We start from the raw sequence: 20,734 nt of genomic DNA, 5'->3' as shown, positions 1-20,734 counted from the left end.
CGGGCGTCAGCCGCCGAGCTCGGTGATGTAGCTCGACAGGTCGGGGTCGGTGACGGTGACCACCTTCACGGGCAGGTCGACGCTGGCATCCGTCTTCCCCTCGCCGAGAGCGACGGGGATGTCGATGACGTTGTCGACGAGGTCCTTGAGCGAGAAGTAGGTGGCCGCGCGGAAGAAGTTGCCGTCCCGCATCTTCTGCAGGAGGAACAGGTTGGGGTCGAGACCGCCGACGTAGGTCTTCGGGTCGTTCTCGGCGCGGCCCGCGGCGACGAGCGCCTGGTACGCCCCCTGCGCCGCGTCGCCGACCGCCGAGACGACGACGTTGACGTTCGGATGCTGCGCGAGGAGCGTCGTGGTGACCGAGAGCCCGTCATCCGGGGTCACCGCCTGCTGCTCGCCGACGATCTGCAGGTCGGGGCCGGTTTCCTTCAGGCCGTCGAGCAGACCCTGCGTGCGTTCCTGTCCGATCTGCCGCTCGGTCTCACTGAGCACGATGACCTCGGCGTTCGGGCCGACGTTCTTCAGCGCCCACTCCGCGGCATCCTTCCCCAGGTCGTAGCCGGACTGGTAGAAGCTGAACTGCAGGGTGGCGTCCTGGTTGGTCATGTCTCCGCCGTACGTGACCCAGTACTTCCCGGCGGCCCGGTACTGCTGGGCGACCGACTCGAGGCTGGCGGGATCGACGGGGAACGACACGACGGCGTCGACGTCGCTGCCGAGATTCGACGTGAGCTGGCTGACCTGCTTCTGCAGGTCCATCTCGTCGTTGGTGAAGCTCACCTCGACGCCCTTCTCCGCGGCGCGCGCCTCGACGATGTTGACGATGGCGCCGTACACGGGCAGAGCGGTGAAGGGGTAGTCGAACAGGATCTTCTTGACGGGGCCGCGCTCGGCTGGGGCGGTGGCCCCGCTCCCGGCGTCGTCGGCGGCGGTCGTGCTGCAGGCGGAGAGGGCGAGTCCGGCGATGACGACCGAGGCCATCGCGGTCAGGCGGAGAGGGCGCTTCATGATGCTCCTAGCGGTGAAGTGATGCGGGTGACGGGTGCTGTCGTGCGGGTGGTGCTGGGGGGAAGCTTTCGGAGGACCCGGATGGCGGAACGCGGATGCCAGACCTCAGGGCGTCCACACGCGCCGGCCCGCGAACCAGGTCTCGACCGCGCGGGTGTGGACGACTCGCTCGATGTCGACGGTGAAGGGGTCTTGATCGAGGACGACGAAGTCGGCCGACTTGCCGGGGGTGAGCGAACCGGTGATGTCGCCGAGCCCCATCGCCGTGGCGGCGTTGACGGTGAACACCTCGAACGCCTCGTCGAGGGTCAGCGCCTGCTCCGGCCACAGCGTGCCGGGCGCCCGACCGAGGGGGTCGGCCCGGGTCACGAGCCCTTGGATGCCCTCCCACGGGTTGGGCGAGACGCTGACGGGCCAGTCGGAGCCTCCCGCGACGAGCACGCCGCGATCGACGAGATCGCGGTTGGGCTGGAGATGCGCGGCCTCGGGCTGGGCACGCACCTGGGCGATGGCATCAGGGATCACGCCCGGGAACCACAGGAACGGTGAGATGTCGGCCGAGACGTCGAGGTCGACGAAACGCTGCCGGTCGTCCGGATGCACGAACTGGCCGTGGGCGATCTGATAGCGCGTGCTCGTGTCACCGCCGGAGCGCACCACCGCGATCGCGTCGAGCGCGACACGGACGGCGGCGTCTCCCGTGCAATGGATCTTCGCGCCCAGCCCCTGGGCGGCTGTGCGGGTGAGCCAGTCGGTCAGCTCGTCAGGGGCCATCGTCGTGACCCCGCAGTGCGCGTGGCCGTGGTCGGCGCTCGGGAGGTAGGGGGTGAGGAACGCCCCGGTGTGCGTGGGCGGCACCCCGTCGAGCGCGACCTTGACGAAGTCGGGGCGGTGGTGCGGGGTGCGGAACTCCTCGCGCCGTGCGACGAGCTCGTCGCCCACGGGCGTGTTCGCGAACAGGAACTCGCTCGACAGCAGCGACGACACGACCCACGCGTGCAGATCGCCGGTGTCGTCGAGGTCGCGGAGCGCCCCCATGATCTCGACGGTGGCCGCGGCATCCTGGAAAGCGGTGATGCCGAAGGAGTGCAGGATCTCGATCGCGCGGGCGCTCGCGCGGCGGTAGCGCTCGGGCGTGCGGGCGAGGCTCCGGTCGAGCGCCTCGGTGACAGCCAGGGTCGCGGCCTCCATGAGCAGTCCGGTGGGCTCACCCGACTCGGGGTCGCGCACGATGCGCCCCTGGGCGGGGTCGGGGGTGTCGGACCGGATGCCGGCTGCCGCCAGCGCCGCGGAGTTCGCGAAGCGGTTGTGGTGACTGTCGTCGGTCAGCACGACGGGACGTCCGCCCGCCGCCTCGTCGAAGCGCGCGCGGGTCTCGGCGCGCGAGAAGTCGTCGAGCAGAACGCTGCCGAACGCTTCGCCCACGACCCATTCGTCGGGGCCGAGTCCGGCGGAGTACGCGCGGACGGCGGCGAGCACCTCGTCGAGTCCCGCGGTGGGAGGGAAGGAGAGCTGGAAGAGGTCGGCCTCGCCGGCCATGAGGTGGTGGTTGTGCACGTCGACGAGACCGGGGACGACGGTCGCGCCGTCGAGGTCGCGGATCTCGGTCGCGGGCCCCGCGGTGGCGAGCACCTCATCGTCCGTCCCCACCGCGAGCAGACGCCCGTCGGCGATGGCGAGCGCTGTCGCGGTCGGGCGGGAGCGGTCGGCGGTGTGCACCACGGCACCCCGCAGGATGAGGTCGGCGACGGTCATGGAGTCTCCCGAGGGTTCGGCGGGGTCGGTGGACGACCCGGATACGGCGGAGCGAGTGCGGGCGGAGCGAGTGCGGGTGGAGCGACGGCGGCGGTGCGAGGCGGTGCTGCGGTACGGTGCGGGGCGGTGCTGCGGTGCGGGGCGGTGCTGCGGTACGGAGCGAGCCGGGCTGCGGGGTCACGGGGTTCCGATCCGGTTGAGGACATCCTCCGCGCAACCGAGCCGCTCGACTTGACCACGGATGCGTCCGCGTTGACGACGGACGCACGACCCGCGCCGGAACCGCTCGGCGATCACGGCTCCGCCCCGGCATAAACGCTCTCCGCTCGCAGAAACACGCTGTGCACGTGTTTCCGTGAGCGGATCGTGTTTATGCGGGGCTGAGGCGGGACGGCGCGGGGCCGGACGGAACGGCGCGAGGCCGGGCGGGGCCGGGCGGGACGACGGGGCGCGCCGGGGTCCGCCGGGGTCCGGCGGGGCGCGCCGGGATCCGGCGGGGCACGCACCGCCCATGCCGCTCAGCCGTTGATGACCTGGGGCACGCCGAGGGCCTTGAGCCCCTCGACGCCGAACTCGAGGCCGTAGCCCGAGCCCTTCACCCCGCCGAACGGGATCATCGGGTGCACGCCACCGTGCGAGTTGATCCACACGGTGCCGGCTTGCAGGCGCGCGGCGACGCGGCGGGCGGCATCGCGGTCGCTCGACCACACCGAGGCCCCGAGACCCACATCGAGGCCGTTCGCGCTCGCGATGGCGTCCTCGACGTCGGAGTACCGGATGACGGGCAGGGCCGGCCCGAACTGCTCCTCGTCGACGAGAGCGACGCCGTCGGCCACATCGGCCACGATCGTGGTGCGGTAGAACAGCTCGCCGAGGTCGGTGGCCGGCTCCCCGCCGAGCACGACACGGCCGCCGGAGGCCTTGGCATCCTGAACGAGTCGGTCGACGATGTCGAACTGCTGCTTGTTCTGCAGCGGGCCCAGCACCGTCCCCTCGTCGAGACCGCGGCCCATCGGCACGTGCGCGGCGTATCCTGCGAGCGCGTCGACCACCGCGTCGTAGACATCGTCGTGCACGTAGAGGCGCTTGAGCGCGGCGCAGGTCTGGCCGGTGTTGATGAAGGCACCCCAGAACAGCCCCTCGGCGATCGCGGCGGGGTCGACGTCGGGCAGGACGATGCCGGCGTCGTTCCCGCCGAGCTCGAGGGTGAGGCGGGCGAGGTTGCCCGCGGAGCTCTCGATGATCTTTCGGCCGGTGGCCGTGGATCCGGTGAACATGACCTTGTCGACGTCGGGGTGCGCGGTCAGGCGCGCTCCGGCGTCGCGGTCGCCCGAGACGGCGATGAGCACGTCGTCGGGGAGCACCTCGTTGATCACGTCGACGAGGGCGAGCACGCTCAGCGGCGTGTACTCGCTCGGCTTGACCACGACGGTGTTACCCATGCGCAGTGCGGGGGCGATCTGCCAGACGGTGATCATCATGGGCCAGTTCCAGGGACCGATCGCCGCGACGACGCCGAGGGCGCGGTAGTGCAGTTCGGCGTAGACCTCTCCATCGTCGACGACCACCTCCGGCTCCAGCTCGGTGCCGGCGGCGGTGCGCAGCCACGCGGCGCACGCGCCCACCTCGAACCGGGCGTTGGGTCCGTCGAGCGGCTTCCCCTGCTCGCGCGAGAGCAGACGCGCGAGCGCCTCGGCGTTCGCCTCGATGCGGTCGGCCGCGGCCAGCAGCAGGCGACGCCGTTCCCCATGCCCGACGGCGTCCCACCCCGGCTGCGCCGCGCGGGCGCGGGCCACGGCGGCGTCGACGTCGGCGACCGTGTGCACCGGTGCTCGTCCGATGACCTCGCGCGTCGCGGCATCCGGGATCTCCCTCCCCTGTCCCTCGGGGGCCTGCACGCGGGCGAGGAGGGCCGCGTCGTCGACGTTCGTCGAGGCGGCGGCGGCCTCGACCTCGGGATCGGCCAGGGCGGGGGTGGGGTCGGACATCTCGGCTCCTTCGATTCGTGTCCCGGGCCGTCGTGCGCGGGCCCGCTCCGTCAGCTTCCGCCCGCCGTGCCGCCACCTCTTGTCCGCCCGCGCGCGCCCCTAGACCCACCGCGCCGGTTCTCCCCTCCCCCTTCCCCCTCCCCGCTGACTCGCGCCGAATTCCCGGCGCGACACGGCGCGCGCGGCCATTCGGCGCGAGTCAGCGGAACGGCCACGACCCCGCCCGGCCGGGGGTCAGCGCGGCGTCGTCTCGCGCTCGTTCCCCGGCTCGAGCTCGGCGAACGCCGCGCGCAGCCGTGCGCGGGCACGCTCGTAACGCTTGCGCGCGGCCGCCGGCCGCACTCCGGCGAGCGCTCCGGCCTCGGCGATACCGAAACCGTCCCACAGCACGAGTCGCAGCAGCTCCTGGTCACCGGCTGAGAGCGTCCCCAGCGCTTCGAGGGCGAGGAACGCCTCGTCGCTGACCGGCTCGCGCTCCTCCCGCTCGAGGGTCTCGTCGATGCGCGCGCGGCGCGCCCTCTTGCGCACGTGGTTCGAGAGCACGTTCCGGGCGATCCCGAACGCCCACATCCGTTGATCCCCGGATGCCACCGGCAAGCGCCCACGATGACGCCACAGCGCCAGCGTGGTCTCGGACACGCAGTCGTCGGCGTCGGCGCGCGGGTCGACGCGGCGCACGAAGTACCGCAGGAGGTCGGGGATGAGCGGTTCCACCGCCGCCTCGAAGCGCCGCCGTTCCTCGTCGGGGGTCATCGTCCGCGCCCCTCAAGCATCTCGCCGCACCACGCGTCGACGGCCTCGACCCCCGAACGGTCGCCGGCGGTCGCGGCCGCGGCGAGCGCGCGCTCCTCGTCCACGATCCCGCCGCCGTCGGTCGCCACCGTCGCGGGCCAGGTCGCCGCCTCGGTCAACGTCTGCGCGGCGACCGCCGTTCGTGCCGCGTCGCCGAGGGCGTCGGCATCCAGCCATTCGGTGCGCCACGCGCACCGGGCGTTCTGCTCGAACTCGCTGCGGATGCCGGTGACCTGGCGCAGTCCCTCGGGCGCGTCCGCGGCGATGGCGCGGGCGAACGCGGCGGTGTCGTAGCCGGGCGGGAGGGTCGCGTACGCGGGCCAGAGGGTCACGGCGTAATCGCCGTAGTCCGCGGCGGACGTGTCGATCCACTCGCTGCCGTCGGCCTCGGTGCCGACCGGTTGCGTCCCCTCCGGGGAGCCGGGGTTCGGCGAGCCGAACCACCCCGTGCGCGCGAGATAGCCGGAGGCGACGGCCGCGCCCGGGATGCCGACGGCGCAGACGACCGCGATCGTCGCCGTCGGAAGGATCCAGCGCCGCCGACGGGGTCGCGTGGTCGCCGCCCGCACGATGCGACGGACGTCGGAGGCGGGGAGCGAGACGTCGCGCGCCGGGTCGGCCGCGGCGAGGGCCGCGAAGGGATCGTGGTTCATGAGGAGTCCTCTCTCATTCTCTTCACCCCGTTCCTGTCGCGGGCGCGGCGAAACGTGACAGCCGCCGCGGTAGCCTCTCGCTCGTGCACATCTCGCTCGATCCCCCGACCGCGGCGGAGTTCGCGGCCCTGTACGCCGAGACGGGGTGGGGATCATGGCCACCGGAGACGTTCGAAAGGGCTCTCTCCGGCACCTGGGCCATCTGCACAGCGCGTGACGACGACGGCGTGCTCGTCGGAATGGGTCGACTGATCAGCGATGGGGCCCTGCACGCATTCGTCACGGAGATGATCGTGGCCGAGCGCGCACGGGGCGCGGGGATCGGAGCCGCGATCGTGCGGTGCCTCGTCGATGAGGCGCACCGTCGCGGCGTGCACGACGTGCAGCTGTTCGCCGCGCACGGGCGTGCGGAATTCTACGAACGCAACGGCTTCGTCCGGCGGCCCGCCGACGGTCCCGGCATGGACCTCGCACTCCCTGCATCGCGGGAGCCCGCCGGCTCGGGCGAGCGAAACTCCTGAGAAAACGGCGCGGTCCCGCCTCTCGGCGCCCGTCGAGGCCGACACCGACCGAAGCACAGGAGTTTGGCCCACGGCATCCGGGCCTCGTCAGCCGACACGACGACTCCCAGAGGCTCGCGGATCGTATATGATCGCCGTGTCAGGCGCACGAAGCCGTGCGTCGCTGCTCGAAAAAGGGGCACGTAGCGCGAGATCCGCGCGAGACACATACGGCTCATTCCCGTCACTGTTTCGCGAAAGGCTTCCGCATGCCCATCGTCTCGGCGCACGTCGCCCACACCCTCGGCCGCCACCTCGACCACGTCTTCGGCGTGATGGGCAACGGCAACGCGTACTTCCTCGACGCCCTGCACCGGCACACCGACGCCGTCTTCACCGCCATGCGCCACGAAGCCGGAGGCGTCGTGGCGGCCGACGCGCACTATCGAGCCTCCGGCCGCATCGCCGCCGCGACTGCCACCTACGGCGCCGGCTTCACGAACACCCTCACCGCGCTCGCCGAGTCGGCCCAGGCACGCGTCCCCCTCCTGCTGGTGGTCGGCGACGAGCCCACCTCCGGCCCGCGCCCCTGGGGCGTCGACCAGGTCGCCCTCGCCTCGGCCGTGGGCGTGCGCACCTACACGGTCGGCGATCGCGACGCCTCGGCCACCGTGCTCATCGCGCTCGAGCACGCGCTGACGTACCGCGTTCCCGTGGTGCTGGCGATCCCCTACGACGTGGTCACGCGCGAGGCCGGCGAGCTGACGGATGCCGGGACCGTGACGATCCCCGCTCCCCTGGCTCCGCAGGGTCCGGCAGCTCACGCCACGCTCGACCGCATCGCCGATGCCCTGGCGACGGCCGAGCGTCCGTTCCTGCTCGCCGGCCGCGGCGCGTGGCTCGCTGACGCCGGCCCGGCGCTCGGGCACCTCGCCGAGATGACCGGGGCGATCACGGCATCCACCGCTCTCGGTCGGGGCATCTTCCCCGCCTCCGAGTACGACCTCGGCGTCACGGGAGGATTCGGCGCCGAAGGGGCCATGGAGCTCGTGCGCGAGGCCGATGTCGCCGTGGTCTTCGGAGCGGGCCTGAACCAGTTCACGATGCGCTTCGGCGAGCTGTTCGCCCCCGGCACGCAGGTCTTCCAGGTCGACGTGGCCCCCACCGCGACGCACGCCCAGGTGGGCGGATTCGTGCGAGCGGATGCCGCGGTGGCAGCCGAGCAGATCGTGAACCGCCTGCGCTCTCGCGGGGCGGCGCCGTCGGGGTGGCGCGACCGCGTCGATGTCGCGACGCTGCGCGGGCAGGAGGCCGGCGAGGGATTGGCACCGGACGGCCGCCTCGATCCCCGTTCCGCCGCCGCGCGGATCGGCGAGCTCCTCCCCGAGGATCGCATCGTCGTCTCGGACGGCGGGCACTTCCTCGGCTGGTCGAACATGTACTGGCCGGTCGCCTCGCCCGACCGCGTGATGATGGTCGGGACCGCGTATCAGTCGATCGGCCTCGGCTTCCCCTCGGTCGCGGGCGCCATCGCGGCGCGCCCGGAGTCGACCGTCGTTCTCACCACCGGTGACGGCGGCGGCCTCATGGCGATCGCCGACCTCGAGAGCGCCGTACGCACGGCCGCGGGCCACGGCATCGCGGTGGTGTGGAACGACGCCGCGTACGGCGCCGAGATCAACCTCTACGGCCTGAAGGGTCTCGCGCGCGAGCCGATGCTCATCCCCGAGGTCGACTTCGCCGCGGTCGCGCGCGGGTTCGGCGCGGAGGGGGTGGTCGTCCGAGAGGTCGCCGATCTCGACGCGCTCGCCGACTGGACGGGGAGAGACCCCGAGCAACGCCCCTTCCTGTTGCTCGATCTGCGCATCAGCGGCTCCGTGATCGCTCCGTATCAGCGCGAGATCATCAAGGTGAACTCGTGAGTGTCAACGGACGGGGCGCTGCCCCGGCGTTCGTCGGCGCGGGGCGGGATGCCGCTTCGTCCCCGGTTCCAGGCGCGGCCCCCACGGACCTCGACGATCTCCGCGCCGCGCTCGGCGACCGCCTCCTCACCGACCCCGCGAGCCTCGCCGCCTACGCCGTCGACAGCTCGCGCGCACAGCCCGAGGGCCTCCCGATCGCCGTGTTGCGGGCCGCCTCGACAGACGACGTGTCGACGGCTCTCGCGTGGGCGCACGCCCGTGGCATCCGGGTCTCCGTCCGCGGCGCGGGCACCGGTCTCTCCGGCGGAGCCGTTGCCTACGCGGGCGGCCTGGTGATCTCGCTCGAGGCGATGAACCGCATCCTCGACATCGACGTCGACAACCGCCTCGCCGACGTCGAGGCCGGGGTGATCACCGCGGATCTGGATGCCGCCGCCCTCGCTCACGGGCTCTTCTTCCCGCCCGATCCGGCGAGCGCGCAGTGGTCGACGATCGGCGGCAACATCGCCACGAACGCCGGCGGCCTGCGCTGCGTCGCGCACGGGGTGACCACCGACGTGGTCGCCGCCCTCGAGGTCGTGCTCGCCGACGGACGCGTGATGCGCACCGGCGCGCGCACGCGCAAGAACACCACCGGCTACGACCTCACGAGCCTGTTCACCGGCTCCGAGGGGACGCTCGGCGTGATCACGGCGGCGACCGTGCGCCTCAAGCCGGTGCCGCCCGGGCAGCCGCGCACCTTCCGCGCGAGCTTCGACGACATCGAGGATGCCGGGCGCGCGGTGACCGCGATCGTGTCCGGCCCCGCGGCTCCCGAGGTGCTGGAGCTGATCGACGCGCGCAGCGTCGAGATCATCGAGGCGTTCCACCCGAGCGGCCTCCCCTCCCCCGGCGCCGCGATGCTCGTCGGCCAGACCGTCGGACTCGCAGCTCACGAGACCGCCGAAGCGATCACGGACATCTGCCGCGCGCACGGCGCGGCCGAGACCGAGATCAGCGACTCCGACAGCCTGCTCGAAGCCCGTCGCCTCGCGAACCCCGCGCTCACGGCGCAGGGGCTGCGGGTCTCGTGCGACGTCGGCGTTCCGGTCGCCGCGCTCGCGACCGTGTTCCGCGGCATCGGCGAGATCGCCGCGCGCCACGGCCGCCGCATCGCGGTGGTCGCCCACGCCGGCGACGGCAACCTGCACCCCACGGTCGAGGCGGGCGACACCCCCGACGAGTACGCCGCTGCCGAGCTCGTCATCGACGACATCACGCGCCTCGCGCTGTCGCTCGGCGGCACGATCTCCGGCGAGCACGGCATCGGCTCGGTCAAGCGCCACGAGCTCCCCTGGCAGCAGGATGCCACCGCCCTCGACGTGCAGCGCGCGATCAAGGCCGCGCTCGACCCGCGTGGCATCCTGACCCCGGGTCGGGCGATCTGACACGCGTCACCCGCGGCCCGGGACCGCCATACGGACCGCATGGACTCCCTCCCTCGAACGAGCGATTCACTTCTCGTCCGCACCGCGGCAGCACCCGCGGACGAATGGATGAACCTCGTGGCTGCGGTGCGCACCGAGAACGCCGATGGGTTTCGCGGGTACGTACAGTTCGTCGATGACGCCCGCTGGTACGGCGCGACGGAGGACGACGTCCGGTCGGCGATTCCCGAGAACGATGAGGGTGCGTCCGTCCTCTTCATCGCGGATGACATCACCCTGACGACCGAGGGCTCCCCCGTGCTCGTCGTCGACCTCCAGAAGGGGCGTCCGTCGTTCCGGTGTGTCGCGGCCGACCTCTGGGCCGTGGACAACAACCTCAACCTCGCCAACGCGGACTGGGAGGACTTCGCCGACGCGGCCGATGAGCAGAGCGTCTACAGATCCGCGCCCTCTGCACCACCCGCACGACCTTCGGCGACGGTCGGACGCGAGATCGCGATGTGGCCGGAACAGGTGGCACCTCGCCGAGAGCTCGGCGAGGACTTCACCTCCCCGCGACCGGTCGAACATTTCGCGTACTTCCGCTCTCGCAGATCCGCCGATGCCGCAGCCGACGATCTCCGCTCGCGCGGCTTCACGGTCGACATCCACCGCCGAGGGCTACGCCTCATCCTGGTCGCCACACGCGTCGAGACGCTGACCGATGCGTCGGTGGCGACATTCCTCACCGAGGTCATCGGCGTCGTCGAGGCGAGGAAGGGCGACTACGACGGCTGGGGCGCGAACGTCGAGGTCCGCGACGCCTGAGGACGCGCGCCGTCGCCTCGGGCACCGCGATCGCGAGCGGCCGGAGGCGGCATCCATTCGTTTGCCGCAGATAGTCGGCGCCGTGCACACGAGGCGGCAACGTGCGGCAAATGACGCCGGGCCCCGGACGCTCGTTTGCCGCGAAGGGCCGGGGCGGGCGGCGGCGGCCGACCAGGTGCGGCAAACGACGGAGGCGGGGTTCTCCACAGATTGCGGATGCCGTGCCCACGCGCCGCTCCGACAGTGTGATGTTGCAAGGGTGAGAGCTGCATCCCTGCCCGACGAACTGCCCGAGTCCTTCTCGGTCGGTGCGGCGGTGGAGCTGGGCGTGTCACGGCGACGACTCCGGGCTGCCGACCTCTCGTCTCCGTTCCACGGCGTGCGGACGCGCTCGGCCCCGCCGGACGACGGATTCGAGGCATCCGTTCGACGTCGATCGACCGAGTACGCCGCACGGATGCGGGATTGTGAATTCTTCTCTCTGGTCGCGGCGGCCGTGGTGTGGGATGCACCGCTGCCCTCGTCGGTCTTTCACCTCCGCGATTCATCGGGCCGACTCGTCGAACGCCCGCTCGACGTCGGGGTGATCCTCCCCTCGCGTGCGAGCAGAGCTCGAGGAGTGCGAGGCACCTCGATCGCGGAGGGGATGGGCAGCGTCCGCACCGAGCCCGCGAGCGGCCTGCGAGCGACGAGCCCGGCGACCACGTGGGCGATGATGGGTGCCCTGCTACACCGGGACGATCTCGTCGCACTGGGCGATGCGTTCGTGCGCGAGCCGATGCGCCCCGACGACCCGCCGGCGCTCGCGACGATCGCCGAGCTCGCGGCGGCCCTGGAGGCGGGGCGACGGCGGGGCGCCGCCACTCTCCGCGACGCGTTACCCCTGGTGCGCACACGCTCGCGGTCGAGGAAAGAGACCGAGACGAGGCTGACGCTGATCGCGGCGGGACTCCCCGAGCCGTCGCTGAACTGGCCGGTGGTCGTGGCCGGAAAGGTCGTGGCGCTCATCGACCTGGCCTATCCGGAGCGCAAGGTGGGCTTCGAGTACGAGGGCGAGCAGCACCTGACGGACCCGCACCAGTGGGCAAGCGACATCCGACGCTACGAGATGCTCGCCGACCTCGGATGGCGCATCATCCGCGTCACCAAATTCGACCTCTCCGCGCACCGTTCGCCCTTCGTGGAGCGGGCGCGCGCGGCGTTCGCCGGGCGGACCCGCGTCAGCTGACATCCTCGGTCTTCGCGATCGCCCCGGCAGCGGCGCGTCGCCCACCATCGCGGCATCCATTCATCTGCCGCACCTGGCCGCTCGGCACTCCATCAGCGGACACCTCGGGCAAGTCAACGCCCGCACCGACCCATGGCATCCGCTCACTTGCCCTATATGGCCACCTCGCGCCCTCGCAGGCGACCATCTAGGGCAAACGAACAACCCGCGCCCCAACCCACGGCATCCCCTCACCTGCCCCACATGGCCGCACCACACCCCACCACCGACCACCTCAGACAAACCAACCCACCGCCCCAACCCACGGCATCCCCTCACCTGCCCCACATCGCCGCACCACACCCCCACCACCGACTACTTCGGGCAAACGAAGCCGCCACCACGCGCCGACGCCGAGCGGCCCCGCCACGCCGAAGCGCAACGGGGCCGCCGAACCCAGCGTCAGACCCGAGACAATCCGCGCACGGGGCTGACCTCCTGCGCGGCCTCGTTGTCCGGGCCGAGCGGGATACCGCTGCGGTCGCGCAGCAGCAGCGTCGCGATGAGGCCGAGCACCGCCATGATCGCGAGGTACACCGTGACCGACACGGTGGTGCCGGTGGCATCCACGAGCGCCGTCGCGATGGTCGGGGCGAACGCGCCGCCGCAGATCGCACCGATCGCGTACGAGATCGAGACCCCCGAGAAGCGGATGGATGCCGGGAACAGCTCGGCGTACAGCGCCGCCTGGGGACCGTAGGTCAGGCCGAGTCCCACCGTCAGGAGCACGAGCCCGAGGGCGAGGAGTGCGACGCTCCCGGTGTTCACCAGCGGGAACAGAGCCACGATGGCGACGAGCAGCGCGATCCACCCGATGATGTAGGTGTTGCGGCGCCCGATCTTGTCGCCGAGCCACCCGCCGAGCAGCGTGAAGACGAACCACGACACCGCCGAGAGGGTCACGGCGCCGAGCACGTCGGCGGTCGCGAGCCCAAGGGGGCCGTCGGGGTTGGTCGCGTAGCGCTGGATGTAGCCGCCGGTGGTCATGTAGCCGACGGCGTTGTTGCCGGCGAACACGAACGCGGCGATGATCACGAGCAGCGCGTGCTTGCGGAACAGCTGCACGATCGGCATCCGGGTCTGCTCCTTGCGCTCGGCGATCTCGACGAACACGGGGCTCTCCTCGACCTTCCGCCGCACGTAGTAGCCGACGAGGATCAGCACGAACGACAGCAGGAACGGCACGCGCCAGCCCCACGCGAGGAACGCGTCGCCGGGGGCGATGAGCGCCATGAGGGCGAGCATGCCGCTCGCGAGCAGCAGGCCGAGGGGCACGCCGAGCTGCGGGGAGGCGCCGAAGAGGCTGCGCTTGGTCTTGGGCGCGTGTTCGACGGCCATGAGGACCGCACCACCCCACTCGCCGCCGGCAGAGATGCCCTGCAGCACGCGCAGGAGGATCAGCAGGATCGGCGCCACGACACCGATCGCGTCGTATGTGGGCAGCACGCCGATGAGCGTGGTCGAGGCGCCCATCAGGATGAGCGTCAGCATCAGCACGACGCGACGCCCGTACTTGTCGCCGAGGTGACCGGCGAGGAACGCCCCGAGCGGGCGGAAGAGGAAGCTCAGTCCGACGGTCAGGAACGAAAGGATCTGCGCGATGCCGGGACCGGCGGGCGCGAAGAACAACTGGCCGAAGACGAGGCCCGCGGCCGAGGCGTAGAGGAAGAAGTCGTACCACTCGACGGTGGTGCCGACGACCGTTGCGAAGACCACCCGGCGGCGGTCCGTGGACGTGGAGATGGTGCCGGTAGGGGTGAAACCCGGCGACTGTGAGCGGGACATGGGACTCCTTCGAGACGTCATCGTCAGACCCCGGACGTCGTCGTCGGCGACGAGGCGTTTGTTGCTGGGGTGGGCAACATCGTATACGATTTCAGATACGACGCAAGGGAGCACCCATGACCGACACCGACCCCCGGTTCACCGCCCTCGGCGCGCGCCCCGGCAAGATCGTGGCCGTCCACCTCTCCTACGCCTCCCGCGCCGATCAGCGCGGCCGTCGCCCGGCCACGCCCTCGTACTTCTTCAAGCCGTCCAGCTCGCTCGCTCCCTCGGGCGCTGAGATCGTGCGCCCCGCCGGCACCGAGCTGCTGGCCTTCGAAGGTGAGATCGCACTCGTCATCGGCGAGCCCGCGCGATGGGTGACTCCGGATGCCGCGTGGTCGCACGTGGCATCCGTCACCGCCGCGAACGACTTCGGTCTGTACGACCTGCGCGCGAACGACAAGGGCTCGAACGTCCGCTCCAAGGGCGGCGACGGCTACACGCCCCTCGGCCCGGACCTCATCGACGCGCGCAACGTCGACCCCGCGGCCCTGCGCCTGCGCACGTGGGTGAACGGCGAGATCGTGCAGGACGACACCACCGCCGGGCTCATCTTCCCCCTCGCCCAGATCGTCGCCGACCTCTCGCAGCACTTCACCCTCGAGACCGGCGACGTGATCCTCACCGGCACCCCCGCGGGATCCTCGGTGGTCGTGCCCGGCGACGTCGTCGAGGTTCAGGTGGATGCCGGCATCCACTCGACCGGCCGGCTCCGCACCACGGTGGTCGAGGGCTCGCGATCCTTCGACGCCGCGATCGGCTCACTGCCCGGGGTCGACGACACCCAGCGCACCGAGGCGTGGGGCTCGGCTGCGGCCGCGGGGCTGACCCCGCCCGCTCCCGCGCTCACCCCCGCCCTCCGCGAGAAGCTGGGCCGCGTCCCCGTCGCCGCCCTCAGCGGACAGCTGCGCAAGCGCGGCCTGAACGACGTCACGATCGACGGCGTCCACGCCCTCACCCCGGGCAGCCGGTTCGTCGGCACCGCCCGCACGCTCCGCTTCCTCCCCCACCGCGAAGACCTCTTCGCCAGCCACGGCGGCGGCCAGAACGCGCAGAAGCGTGCGTTCGACGCCGTCGAAGAGGGCGAGGTCCTCGTGATCGAGGCCCGCGGCGAGACCGGCTCGGGAACGCTCGGCGACATCCTCGCGATTCGCGCGCACGCGCGCGGAGCCGCCGCGATCGTGACCGACGGCGGCGTCCGAGACGCCGAGGCCGTCGCCGCGGTCGGCATCCCGGTGTTCACCGCCGGCCCGCACCCCGCCGTCCTCGGCCGGAGGCACGTGCCGTGGGAGACCGACGTCGCGATCGGCTGCGGCGGTACCACCGTCGAACCCGGCGACATCCTCGTCGGCGACGGCGACGGCGTGATCGTCCTCCCTCCCGCCCTCGCCGAAGAAGTGGTCGACGCCGCCCTCGCGCAGGAAGAGGAGGATGCGTGGATCGCCCGCCAGGTGGCATCCGGTCACCCGGTCGAGGGGCTCTTCCCCATGAACGCGGAGTGGCGCGCGCGCTACGAGAGCGAGAGGCAGAACTGATGGATGCCACGACCCCCGGTGCCGCGCCCGACCGCCGCGCGACGCAGGCCCCCGCCACACCGGCCCCCAGCCGCAGCAAATCGCAGCAGGCCTACCACTGGATCAAGGACCGCATCGCCTCACAGGAGTTCACCCCCGGCTACCGCCTGGTGCTCGGCACGATCGCCGGCGAGCTGGACATGAGCGTGGTCCCGGTGCGTGAGGCGATCCGCCAGCTCGAAGCCGAGGGCCTCGTGATGTTCGAGCGCAACGTGGGCGCGCGCGTGTCGATGGTCGACGACACCGCCTACCGCTTCAGCATGCAGTCGCTCAGCATCCTCGAGGGGGCGGCGACCGCCCTGTCGGCACGTGCGCTCACGACCGACGACGTGCGCCGGGCCCGCCAGGTGAACGAGCTGATGGTCGAGACGCTCGAGCACTTCGACCCCCGCGCCTTCACCGCGCTGAACCAGGAGTTCCACGCGATCCTGTTCGAGAGGTGCGCGAACCCGCGCATGCTCGAGCTCGTGCAGGCCGAGTGGGCCCGCCTCGGGCACCTGCGCGACTCGACGTTCAGCTTCGTGCCCGGTCGCGCGGCCGAGTCGGTGCGCGAGCACGAGAACATCCTCGTCCTCATCGAGACCGGCGCCCCGCTCGCCGAGATCGAGAAGGCCTCGCGCCGCCACCGCTCCGCGACCCTCGACGCCTACATGATCCACGAGCACCCCGACGAGGCGCTCGGCCTGCCCGCTTTCTGATGATCCCGGATGCCGACACCCCACGCCCCCACGACGCCGACGTCGCGGATCGCGAGGTCCCCGGCAGCCACCCCTCTTCACCGAAGGAGCCCGCATGACCACCCCGCTCACCACCACCCGCCGCGTCCCGGCCGATCTGCCCGAGCGCATCCAGCACTACATCGGCGGCCGGTTCGTCGACTCGGTCGACGGTGACACGTTCGACGTGCTCGACCCGGTGACGAACCAGACGTATCTGCGCGCCGCCGCCGGCAAGAAGGCCGACATCGACCTCGCCGTCGCCGCCGCCCGGAAGGCGTTCACCGAGGGACCCTGGCCCCGGATGCTTCCCCGCGAGCGTTCGCGCGTGCTGCACCGCATCGCCGACATCGTGGAGTCGCGCGACGAGCGCCTCGCGGAGCTGGAGTCCTTCGACTCGGGCCTGCCCATCACCCAGGCGCTCGGTCAGGCCCGACGGGCGGCGGAGAACTTCCGCTTCTTCGCCGACCTGATCGTCGCCCAGACCGACGACGCCTTCAAGGTGCCGGGGCGCCAGCTCAACTACGTCAACCGCAAGCCGATCGGCGTCGCAGGTCTCATCACGCCGTGGAACACGCCCTTCATGCTCGAGTCGTGGAAGCTCGGCCCCGCGCTCGCGACCGGCAACACCGTGGTGCTCAAGCCGGCCGAGTTCACCCCTCTCTCGGCATCCCTGTGGGCCGGGATCTTCGAGGAGGCGGGTCTCCCCGAGGGCGTGTTCAACCTCGTCAACGGCCTCGGCGAAGACGCCGGCGACGCGCTCGTGAAGCACCCCGAGGTGCCGCTCATCTCGTTCACCGGCGAGAGCAGCACCGGGTCGCTGATCTTCGCGAACTCTGCGCCGTTCCTGAAGGGCCTGTCGATGGAGCTGGGCGGCAAGAGCCCGGCGATCGTCTTCGCGGATGCCGACCTCGACGCCGCGATCGACGCGACCATCTTCGGGGTGTTCTCGCTCAACGGCGAGCGCTGCACCGCGGGCAGCCGCATCCTCGTGCAGCGTGACGTGTACGACGAGTTCGTCGAGCGCTACGCCGCGCAGGCCGATCGCGTCACGGTCGGCTACCCCGACGACCCCGCGACCGAGGTCGGCGCGCTCGTGCACCCCGAGCACTACGCGAAGGTCATGTCGTACGTCGAGCTCGGCAAGACCGAGGGACGTCTCGTCGCGGGCGGCGGCCGGCCCGAGGAGTTCCCCGAGGGCAACTTCGTGCGCCCCACGGTCTTCGCCGACGTCTCCCCCGACGCGCGCATCTTCCAGGAGGAGATCTTCGGGCCGGTCGTCGCGATCACGCCCTTCGACACCGACGAAGAGGCGCTCGCCCTGGCGAACAACACGAAGTACGGCCTTGCCGCCTACGTGTGGACCAGCGACCTCAAGCGCGCGCACAACTTCGCGCAGAACGTCGAGGCGGGCATGGTGTGGCTGAACTCCAACAACGTCCGCGATCTCCGCACCCCGTTCGGCGGTGTGAAGGCCTCGGGCCTGGGTCACGAGGGCGGCTACCGCTCGATCGACTTCTACACCGACCAGCAGGCCGTGCACATCACGCTCGGCCCCGCCCACAACCCCACGTTCGGCAAGGCGCAGGCCCACTGAGCCGCCGCCGCCCGACCCTCCCGACCACACGCAAGGACGCGAACCATGGCAAAGCACACCGAAGAAGAGAAGACCTCCTCGGGCTTCTGGGTGACCCAGGAAGCCCCGATCCACTCGGACAACCCCATCCCGACGCCCCAGGCGCCCGCACCCGACATCCTGCGCTGCGCCTACATGGAGCTGATCGTCACCGACCTCGCGGCATCCCGGGTCTTCTACGTCGACATCCTGGGCCTGCACATCACCGAGGAGGACGACGAGGCGATCTACCTCCGCTCCACCGAGGAGTTCATCCACCACAATCTCGTGCTGCGCAAAGGCCCGGTGGCCGCGGTCGCCGCGTTCTCGTACCGCGTGCGCTCGTCCGACGACCTCGACAAGGCCGTGGCGTTCTACGAAGAGCTCGGCTGCGACGTGCGCCGCGAACCGAACGGGTTCACCAAGGGCATCGGCGACTCCGTGCGCGTGGTCGACCCGCTCGGCTTCCCGTACGAGTTCTTCTTCGACACCGAGCACCAGGAGCGCCTGTCGTGGCGGTACGACCTGCACTCCCCCGGCGAGCTCGTCCGCCTCGACCACTTCAACCAGATCACGCCCGACGTGCCCCGCGCGGTCAACTTCATGCAAGCGCTCGGCTTCCGGGTGACCGAGGACATCCAGGACGAGGAGGGCACCGTCTACGCCGCCTGGATGCGCCGCAAGCCGACCGTCCATGACACCGCCATGACCGGCGGCGACGGCCCCCGTATGCACCACGTCTGCTTCGCCACCCACGAGAAGCACAACATCCTCGCCATCTGCGACAAGCTCGGCGCCCTCCGTCGGTCGGATGCCATCGAACGCGGCCCCGGCCGCCACGGCGTCTCGAACGCGTTCTACCTGTACCTGCGCGACCCCGACGGCCACCGCGTCGAGGTGTACACGCAGGACTACTACACCGGCGACCCCGACAACCCGGTCATCACCTGGGACGTGCACGACAACCAGCGCCGCGACTGGTGGGGCAACCCCGTCGTCCCCTCCTGGTACACCGACGGCTCGCTCGTGCTCGACCTCGACGGCAACCCGCAACCGGTGCGCGCACGCACGGACTCGAGCGAGATGGCCGTGACGATCGGCGCCGACGGCTTCAGCTACACCCGCCCGCCCGAGGCTTCGGCATCCGGTTCCGAGTTCAAGCTCGGCAACCAGCTCTGACCCCACCGACCCCGCGCGCCCCCACAGACGATGTCCCACTTATGGCTACTTGAGCCCCGCTCGACCGACCACGATCGGGACATGCACCGCCAGAAGTGGGACGAGGGTAGTCATTTGGAGAGGAACCCATGCTCACCGACGAACAGATCGACGCCATCGCGGCCGAACTCGCCGAAGCCGACCGGACGCATTCGGTGATCCCGCGGATCACGGCGAGATTCCCGGATGCCACGGTCGACGACTCGTACCGGATCCAGGGCCGCTGGCGCGACACGCAGCTCGCCGCGGGTCGCACGCTCGTCGGGCGCAAGATCGGCTTGACCTCCAAGGCCATGCAGCAGGCGACGGGCATCACCGAGCCCGACTACGGCGTGATGTTCGACGACACCGTCTACCGGTCGGGCGACGAGATCCCCGTCGAGCACTTCTCGAACGTCCGTATCGAGGTCGAGCTCGCGTTCGTCCTGAGGACGCCGCTCGAGGGGCCCGACTGCACGCTCGACGACGCCCTCGCCGCGATCGACTACGCCGTCCCCGCGCTCGAGGTGCTCAACTCCCACATCGAGCTCGAGGGACGCACGATCGTCGACACGATCAGCGACAACGCCGCCTACGGCGCGATGGTGCTCGGCGACGTCCACAGGCGCCCCGACGAGATCGACCTGCGCTGGGTCCCCGGCGTCCTGAGCCGTAACGGCGAGATCGAGGAGACCGGCGTCGCCGCGGGCGTGCTCGGCCACCCCGCGACCGGAGTCGCGTGGCTCGCCAACAAGTTCTCCCAGCACGGCGCGCGCCTGGAGGCGGGCGAGATCATCCTGGCAGGATCGTTCACACGCCCGATGTGGGTGTCGCGGGGCGACGACGTGCTCTGCGACTACGGACCGATGGGAACGATCTCGTGCCGCTTCGTCTGAACCCGACCTTCCGCGCGGCTCTCGCGGCATCCGATCGTCCCCTGGCGGGGATGTGGGTGTGCTCGGGCAGCCCCGTCGCCGCCGAGATCGCCGCGGGATCGGGGCTGGACTGGCTGCTGCTCGACATGGAGCACTCGGCGACCTCGCTCGAGACGGTGCTCGTGCTCCTCCAGGTGACCGCGGCCTACCCGGTGACCCCGGTCGTCCGCGTGCCGTGGAACGACCCGGTCGTGATCAAGCAGGTGCTCGACCTCGGCGCGCAGAACCTCATCGTGCCGATGGTGTCGTCGGCCGACGAAGCGCGCGCAGCGGTCGCGGCGACGCGGTACCCGCCCGCGGGCATCCGCGGGGTCGGCAGCGCCCTGGCCCGGAGCGCCCGCTGGAACCGTGTCGACGGGTACCTCACGGGTGCGACCGAGCACGTCTCACTCACCGTGCAGATCGAGACCACCGCCGGAGTCGCCGCCGCGGCCGAGATCGCCGCCGTCGAGGGAGTGGATGCCGTCTTCGTCGGCCCCTCCGACCTCTCGGCATCCATGGGTCTTCTCGGCCGGCAGTCGCACCCCGACGTCGTCGCGGCCGTCCACGCCGTCTTCGCCGCGTGCCGGGATGCCGGGACCCCGGTCGGCGTGAATGCGTTCGACCCCGCGGTGGCGGAGGCCTACCTCGACGCCGGAGCCGACTTCGTCGCGGTCGGGGCGGACGTCGCCCTGCTGGCGCGCGCCTCCGAGGCCCTCGCGCAGCGGTTCGCCGCGCCGGGGAGCGGCGAACGCGCAAGCTATTGAGACCT

Annotated in this window: 17 protein-coding genes; 11 read left to right on the top strand and 6 right to left on the bottom strand. The window is 71.2% G+C overall.

Features of this window, described 5'->3' with window-relative positions; all coding sequences use genetic code 11:
* Window positions 1-6: 6 nt before the first annotated feature.
* From ACMW4R_RS07585 to ACMW4R_RS07565, 5 genes are all read right to left on the bottom strand, one after another.
* On the bottom strand, window positions 7-1,008 hold the full coding sequence (locus ACMW4R_RS07585; protein ID WP_418299576.1) for a sugar ABC transporter substrate-binding protein: 1,002 nt from the start codon (window positions 1,006-1,008) through the stop codon (window positions 7-9).
* A gap of 105 nt (window positions 1,009-1,113) precedes the next feature.
* On the bottom strand, window positions 1,114-2,763 hold the full coding sequence (locus tag ACMW4R_RS07580; RefSeq protein WP_418299575.1) for an amidohydrolase: 1,650 nt from the start codon (window positions 2,761-2,763) through the stop codon (window positions 1,114-1,116).
* A gap of 518 nt (window positions 2,764-3,281) precedes the next feature.
* On the bottom strand, window positions 3,282-4,751 hold the full coding sequence (locus ACMW4R_RS07575; protein ID WP_418299574.1) for an aldehyde dehydrogenase family protein: 1,470 nt from the start codon (window positions 4,749-4,751) through the stop codon (window positions 3,282-3,284).
* A gap of 234 nt (window positions 4,752-4,985) precedes the next feature.
* Window positions 4,986-5,504, bottom strand: coding sequence for an RNA polymerase sigma factor (locus ACMW4R_RS07570; RefSeq protein WP_418299573.1), 519 nt, complete (start codon window positions 5,502-5,504; stop codon window positions 4,986-4,988).
* Complete coding sequence (locus tag ACMW4R_RS07565; protein WP_058630272.1) at window positions 5,501-6,196, bottom strand: hypothetical protein; 696 nt, start codon at window positions 6,194-6,196, stop codon at window positions 5,501-5,503. The genes ACMW4R_RS07570 and ACMW4R_RS07565 overlap by 4 nt, the downstream gene beginning before the upstream one ends.
* 83 nt (window positions 6,197-6,279) lie before the next feature.
* On the opposite strand from ACMW4R_RS07565, the gene ACMW4R_RS07560 reads away from it, so the two are divergent.
* The 5 genes from ACMW4R_RS07560 to ACMW4R_RS07540 all read left to right on the top strand — a co-directional run bounded on the left by ACMW4R_RS07560 (window position 6,280) and on the right by ACMW4R_RS07540 (window position 12,080).
* A complete protein-coding gene (locus ACMW4R_RS07560; protein ID WP_058630271.1) occupies window positions 6,280-6,717 on the top strand; it encodes a GNAT family N-acetyltransferase in 438 nt (145 codons plus the stop codon).
* A gap of 248 nt (window positions 6,718-6,965) precedes the next feature.
* Window positions 6,966-8,618, top strand: a complete 1,653-nt coding sequence (locus ACMW4R_RS07555; RefSeq protein ID WP_058614676.1) for a thiamine pyrophosphate-binding protein — start codon at window positions 6,966-6,968, stop codon at window positions 8,616-8,618.
* Window positions 8,615-10,045, top strand: coding sequence for an FAD-binding oxidoreductase (locus tag ACMW4R_RS07550; RefSeq protein ID WP_418299572.1), 1,431 nt, complete (start codon window positions 8,615-8,617; stop codon window positions 10,043-10,045). Before ACMW4R_RS07555 ends, ACMW4R_RS07550 begins: the two co-directional genes overlap by 4 nt.
* A gap of 39 nt (window positions 10,046-10,084) precedes the next feature.
* Window positions 10,085-10,852, top strand: a complete 768-nt coding sequence (locus ACMW4R_RS07545; protein WP_081319284.1) for a ribonuclease E inhibitor RraB — start codon at window positions 10,085-10,087, stop codon at window positions 10,850-10,852.
* 259 nt (window positions 10,853-11,111) lie between these two features.
* The gene (locus ACMW4R_RS07540; protein WP_418299571.1) at window positions 11,112-12,080 is read left to right on the top strand and encodes a hypothetical protein; all 969 of its coding nucleotides are present in this window, start codon (window positions 11,112-11,114) and stop codon (window positions 12,078-12,080) included.
* A gap of 441 nt (window positions 12,081-12,521) precedes the next feature.
* On the opposite strand, the gene ACMW4R_RS07535 is transcribed toward ACMW4R_RS07540, so the two are convergent.
* Entirely contained in the window at window positions 12,522-13,904 is a 1,383-nt protein-coding gene (locus ACMW4R_RS07535) for an MFS transporter (protein ID WP_418299570.1), read from the bottom strand.
* 116 nt (window positions 13,905-14,020) lie between these two features.
* Between ACMW4R_RS07535 and ACMW4R_RS07530 the strand changes: the two genes are divergently transcribed.
* From ACMW4R_RS07530 to ACMW4R_RS07505, 6 genes are all read left to right on the top strand, one after another.
* Entirely contained in the window at window positions 14,021-15,481 is a 1,461-nt protein-coding gene (locus tag ACMW4R_RS07530) for a fumarylacetoacetate hydrolase family protein (protein ID WP_418299569.1), read from the top strand.
* Window positions 15,481-16,218 (top strand): GntR family transcriptional regulator, encoded by a 738-nt coding sequence (locus tag ACMW4R_RS07525; protein WP_081317486.1) that lies wholly within the window; start codon window positions 15,481-15,483, stop codon window positions 16,216-16,218. Before ACMW4R_RS07530 ends, ACMW4R_RS07525 begins: the two co-directional genes overlap by 1 nt.
* A 94-nt stretch (window positions 16,219-16,312) precedes the next feature.
* Window positions 16,313-17,833: a 5-carboxymethyl-2-hydroxymuconate semialdehyde dehydrogenase gene (gene hpaE / locus ACMW4R_RS07520; RefSeq protein WP_418299568.1), complete on the top strand. Its 1,521-nt coding sequence runs from the start codon at window positions 16,313-16,315 to the stop codon at window positions 17,831-17,833.
* A gap of 45 nt (window positions 17,834-17,878) precedes the next feature.
* Complete coding sequence (gene hpaD, locus ACMW4R_RS07515) at window positions 17,879-19,030, top strand: 3,4-dihydroxyphenylacetate 2,3-dioxygenase (protein WP_418299567.1); 1,152 nt, start codon at window positions 17,879-17,881, stop codon at window positions 19,028-19,030.
* Between the two features lie 128 nt (window positions 19,031-19,158).
* Window positions 19,159-19,944 (top strand): fumarylacetoacetate hydrolase family protein, encoded by a 786-nt coding sequence (locus ACMW4R_RS07510; RefSeq protein WP_058626228.1) that lies wholly within the window; start codon window positions 19,159-19,161, stop codon window positions 19,942-19,944.
* On the top strand, window positions 19,929-20,729 hold the full coding sequence (locus ACMW4R_RS07505) for an aldolase/citrate lyase family protein (protein WP_058598090.1): 801 nt from the start codon (window positions 19,929-19,931) through the stop codon (window positions 20,727-20,729). Before ACMW4R_RS07510 ends, ACMW4R_RS07505 begins: the two co-directional genes overlap by 16 nt.
* The last annotated feature ends 5 nt before the right edge of the window (window positions 20,730-20,734 follow it).

The organism is Microbacterium sp. S1037 (genome assembly GCF_048381605.1).
GTDB lineage: Bacteria > Actinomycetota > Actinomycetes > Actinomycetales > Microbacteriaceae > Microbacterium > Microbacterium testaceum_B.
Note: the sequence above shows the minus strand (reverse complement) of the source record. Positions and strands in the feature narration are given on the sequence as shown.

Bases quoted from the DNA above. Each gene is read 5' to 3' on its own strand.
- ACMW4R_RS07530 (WP_418299569.1), top strand. From the start codon at position 14,021: ATGACCGACACCGACCCCCGGTTCACCGCCCTCGGCGCGCGCCCCGGC.
- ACMW4R_RS07545 (WP_081319284.1), top strand. From the start codon at position 10,085: ATGGACTCCCTCCCTCGAACGAGCGATTCACTTCTCGTCCGCACCGCG.
- ACMW4R_RS07555 (WP_058614676.1), top strand. From the start codon at position 6,966: ATGCCCATCGTCTCGGCGCACGTCGCCCACACCCTCGGCCGCCACCTC.
- ACMW4R_RS07535 (WP_418299570.1), bottom strand. From the start codon at position 13,904: ATGTCCCGCTCACAGTCGCCGGGTTTCACCCCTACCGGCACCATCTCC.
- ACMW4R_RS07565 (WP_058630272.1), bottom strand. From the start codon at position 6,196: ATGAACCACGATCCCTTCGCGGCCCTCGCCGCGGCCGACCCGGCGCGC.
- ACMW4R_RS07580 (WP_418299575.1), bottom strand. From the start codon at position 2,763: ATGACCGTCGCCGACCTCATCCTGCGGGGTGCCGTGGTGCACACCGCC.
- hpaD (WP_418299567.1), top strand. From the start codon at position 17,879: ATGGCAAAGCACACCGAAGAAGAGAAGACCTCCTCGGGCTTCTGGGTG.
- hpaE (WP_418299568.1), top strand. From the start codon at position 16,313: ATGACCACCCCGCTCACCACCACCCGCCGCGTCCCGGCCGATCTGCCC.
- ACMW4R_RS07510 (WP_058626228.1), top strand. From the start codon at position 19,159: ATGCTCACCGACGAACAGATCGACGCCATCGCGGCCGAACTCGCCGAA.
- ACMW4R_RS07575 (WP_418299574.1), bottom strand. From the start codon at position 4,751: ATGTCCGACCCCACCCCCGCCCTGGCCGATCCCGAGGTCGAGGCCGCC.
- ACMW4R_RS07570 (WP_418299573.1), bottom strand. From the start codon at position 5,504: ATGACCCCCGACGAGGAACGGCGGCGCTTCGAGGCGGCGGTGGAACCG.
- ACMW4R_RS07525 (WP_081317486.1), top strand. From the start codon at position 15,481: ATGGATGCCACGACCCCCGGTGCCGCGCCCGACCGCCGCGCGACGCAG.
- ACMW4R_RS07585 (WP_418299576.1), bottom strand. From the start codon at position 1,008: ATGAAGCGCCCTCTCCGCCTGACCGCGATGGCCTCGGTCGTCATCGCC.